Source organism: Actinomadura roseirufa (assembly GCF_900659635.1).
Lineage (GTDB): Bacteria > Actinomycetota > Actinomycetes > Streptosporangiales > Streptosporangiaceae > Spirillospora > Spirillospora roseirufa.
Genome location: NZ_CAACVB010000469.1, coordinates 1 through 3583, shown reverse-complemented (window position 1 = coordinate 3583; position 3583 = coordinate 1). Strand labels below are relative to the sequence as shown.

Annotated in this window: 3 protein-coding genes; 1 reads left to right on the top strand and 2 read right to left on the bottom strand. The window is 74.9% G+C overall.

The window, feature by feature from the left end; translation table 11 throughout:
- On the top strand, nucleotides 1-1531 hold a 1531-nt coding region (locus E1291_RS40235; protein ID WP_131743251.1), incomplete at its 5' end, for an alkaline phosphatase D family protein.
- A gap of 63 nt (nucleotides 1532-1594) precedes the next feature.
- Here the strand turns inward: E1291_RS40235 and E1291_RS40230 are convergent.
- Together E1291_RS40230 and E1291_RS40225 are read right to left on the bottom strand one after the other, a co-directional pair.
- Nucleotides 1595-2257 carry a DUF4360 domain-containing protein gene (locus E1291_RS40230; protein WP_131743250.1) on the bottom strand — a complete coding sequence of 221 codons (663 nt, stop codon included), beginning with the start codon at nucleotides 2255-2257 and terminating at the stop codon, nucleotides 1595-1597.
- A gap of 261 nt (nucleotides 2258-2518) precedes the next feature.
- Nucleotides 2519-3583 (bottom strand): FG-GAP repeat protein (locus tag E1291_RS40225; protein ID WP_131743249.1); only part of this gene is annotated, 1065 nt, incomplete at its 5' end.

Below are 3583 nucleotides of genomic sequence, written 5' to 3'. Positions count from 1 at the left end.
CCCCGGGACGCCGCCGCCCGCACCGCTCACCGGGCCCGCCGCCGGGCCGCTCGTCCCGGCCGCGCGCCGGGCCGGGGGCCCGTACCCGTTCGAGCTCGGCGTCGCGTCCGGGGAGCCCGTGCCGGACGGGTTCGTCCTGTGGACGCGTCTCGCCCCCGACCCGCTCGCCGACGACGGCCACGGCGGGATGCCCGGCGGTGAGGCGGCCGTGGAGTGGCAGATCGCCGAGGACGCGGGGTTCCGCCGGCTCGCCCGCGGGGGCCGGGCCACCGCGCGCCGCGCGTCCGCGCACAGCGTGCACGTGGAGGTGGCCGGGCTGCGACCGGGCGCCGAGTACTTCTACCGGTTCCGGGCGTCCGGCCACCTGTCCCCCACGGGGCGGACGCGGACGGCCCCGGCGCCCGGCGCGGCGTCCCCGCTGACGTTCGGGGCCGTGTCGTGCGCCTGCTACGAGCACGGCTACTTCACCGCCTACCGGCGGCTTGCCGAGCGGCACCCCGACCTCGTGCTCCATCTCGGCGACTACCTGTACGAGGGTGCGGCGGGCGCGCACGAGACGCTGCCGATCGTGCGGCGGCACACCCCGGGCACATGCCGGACCCTCGCCGACTACCGTCGCCGGCACGCCCAGTACCGCACCGACCCGGACCTGCGGGCCGCGCACGCCGCGGCCCCCTGGGCGGTGATCTGGGACGACCACGAGGTGAAGAACAACTGGGCCGGGAACGCTCCAAAGGCCCGCGAGCCGGAGTTCCGGGCGCTGCGGAGCGCCGCCGCCCGCGCCTATTACGAGCACATGCCGCTGCGACCCGGGACACTGCGCCCGGACGGCCGGATCGCGCTGACCCGGCGGCTCGGCTGGGGCGCCACGGCGGACCTGCACCTGCTCGACACCCGGCAGTTCCGCGCGGAGCAGCCCTGCGACGACGGGCTGCGGGCCGGGTGCGACGCCCGGCTCGACGACCGCCGCGCACTGCTCGGCCCGGCGCAGCTTCACTGGCTGGAGGCGGGCCTGCGCGGCTCCCGGGCCCGCTGGAACCTGCTCGCCCAGCAGGTGTTCCTCGCCCAGCGCGACCTGCGGCTCGGGCCGGGCCAGGAGATGGCCCTGGACGGCTGGGACGGCTACGCCGCCGAGCGGGGCCGGCTGATGGCGGCGCTGCGTTCGTCGGGGGCGCGCAACCCCGTCGTCCTCACCGGGGACGTGCACGTCGCGCACGCCTGCGACCTGCGGGCCGACTTCGACGACCCCGACTCGCCGCGGGTCGGCGTCGAACTGGTCACCACGTCGGTGGCCAGTGACGGCGACGGGTACCACGACCCGGTGGAGAACGCCGCCGTCCGCGCGGAGAACCCCCACATCGCCTTCATCGACCAGCGGCGGGGGTTCGTCCTGGCGAAGGCGGACGCCGCGGCGCTGCGCGCGGAGTTCCACACGCTCGCCCACGTCACGCGCCGCGGGGCGCCCGCCTCCGTCGCCGCCGCCTTCACCATTTCGGACAACGCCCTTTCCCTGTCCGCCCTCGCGCGCTGAATACGCACCATGGGCGGACTGCGTCAGGACGTGCCCATGGATCGGACGCGGCGAACGGGTGAACTAAGCGCCGCAGCGCTTCCAGGCGAAGTCGTACCGGGCGCTTCCGCGCTGCGAATCCAGCGCGACGAAGCTGATCTTGGCTTCGTCCGAGGTTCCGGTGTCCACCCGCAGTTCCGTGTTGATATTGAGGTTGCGCTCCTCGCCACAGGGCTTGTAGACGAGCTGGTCCTGGGCGACGTCGTCGTCGTACACCCAGTTGCCGAGGTAGCGGCCCCTGATCGTGTGGCTGACCACGCTGTTCTGCGGGCTGCCCTGGAAGTAGTAGTTGGTCCGCAGCAGGGCGGTGGCGCCGGACTCCACGCCGGCGAAGCCGCGGTGCCGGATGCCCTTGACGGCGTAGGTGTAGCCCTGCGGGACGTGCACCTTGAGGTTGAGCTGGCAGTTCTTGCGGAACCCCGTGGGGTTGGCGTCCGCGCCCGCGAAGGCGAGGAAGTCGTCGTAGGTGACGCTGAAGGCGGTCCTGTCCTCGGAGACGGACGCCGACGCCGTGCCCGCCGGACAGCCCGAACCGTTGACGGTCACGACCTCGACGGAGACGCCGTCGGGCGTCGGCTCGGCGTCGGTGGCCTGGCCGGGCAGGCCGGCCTGGGCGGGCAGGATCGTCACGGCGGACAGGCCGAGCGCCCCGAACAGCAGCGCCGCAGCGCTTTTGACATTATTCATCGTAATCTCTTCCGCATGAATGGATCGTCCTCTGGCTCGGATCCGATGACCTTTCTGGCTGGCTTTCCAGACAGGTTGGGTATGACGTTCTCAGCGCTGATCACATCGCTTCCTGCGATGCTTTCGGTGACGGTAAGCCCGATCAGCTGAAGTGGTCAACGCCGTCCTGTTTTTCGATCCACCCTCAAGCCGGAACTTTTTTCAACCGACCCGTTACGAACCGCCCGATCGAGCCGCTTTGCAGAGGGGCGGCCCGTGGGTTCAGCCCAGGCGGTAGCCGGTGAGCCCCCGCGGCTGGACGGGCAGTTGCACGGCCGCGCGCGCGGCCGCGGCGTCAAGCGCCCGCACGGCGAAGACGGAACCGCCGAAGTCGCGGGCGCCCGGGGCGCCGATGACCAGAGACGTCCCGCGACCCCGGCCGCAGACCGCCAGCGCGTCGCCGAACCGGGCGCCGGGACCGGCCGGGGAGGAGACGACCACCGCCCCGCGCCCGCGCGGGCCGGATCCGCGGACACCGCGCAGGACGCGCACCTCACCGCCGCCGGGAGCGCCCACGGCCAGGTCGGGAACGCCGTCGCCGTCAAGGTCGCCCGCCGCGAGGGCGGCACCGAAACGCCCGTTGCGGCCGGTCCGGGGGCCGGTGCTGGGGCCGGTCCGGGGGCCGATCCAGGAGCCGGGCGGCCCGCCGCCGGTCAGAGTGGGGCCGAGCCGGCGCATCCCGGGGCCGCCGAGAACCTGGACGGCGCCCTCCGCCTCGTCGGCCGAACCCGCGGGGTCCTCCCCCGGCACGCCGACCGCGAGGTCGTCGCGGCCGTCGCCGTCGAAGTCCGCGGCGGCGAGCGCGGACCCGAACGCGTCGGCGCGCTCGGACGTCCCGCCCACGCCGGGCTCGTCCTGGCCCACGTAGGTCGCGGACCGTTCCAGCGGATCGAGGACGGTGACGGTGCCCGCGCCGCGCGGCCCGTCGTCCGGGGCGCCCACGGCGATCTCCGCGCGCCCGTCGCCGTCGAAGTCGCCCGCCGCGAGGACCGAGCCGAACCCATCGGTCTCGGCGGCCCGCTGGGCGACCCAGCCGGTGCGCTGCGTGACGAACGGGCCGGGCCGCACGCCCCGGCCGCGCAGCCCGAACACGGCGACACCGCCGCCGCCCCGCAGCCCGGGGATCCCGACGATGAGTTCGTCGTCGCGGTCGCCGTCGAGGTCGGCGGCGGCCAGCGCCGCGCCGAACCGGTCGCTGCCGGGGCGGCGGCGCAGGTCCGCGACGGTCAGCACCGCGCCCGCGCGCGGCCCGGACGGCGACCCCCGGAAGATCTGGACGGCGCCGTT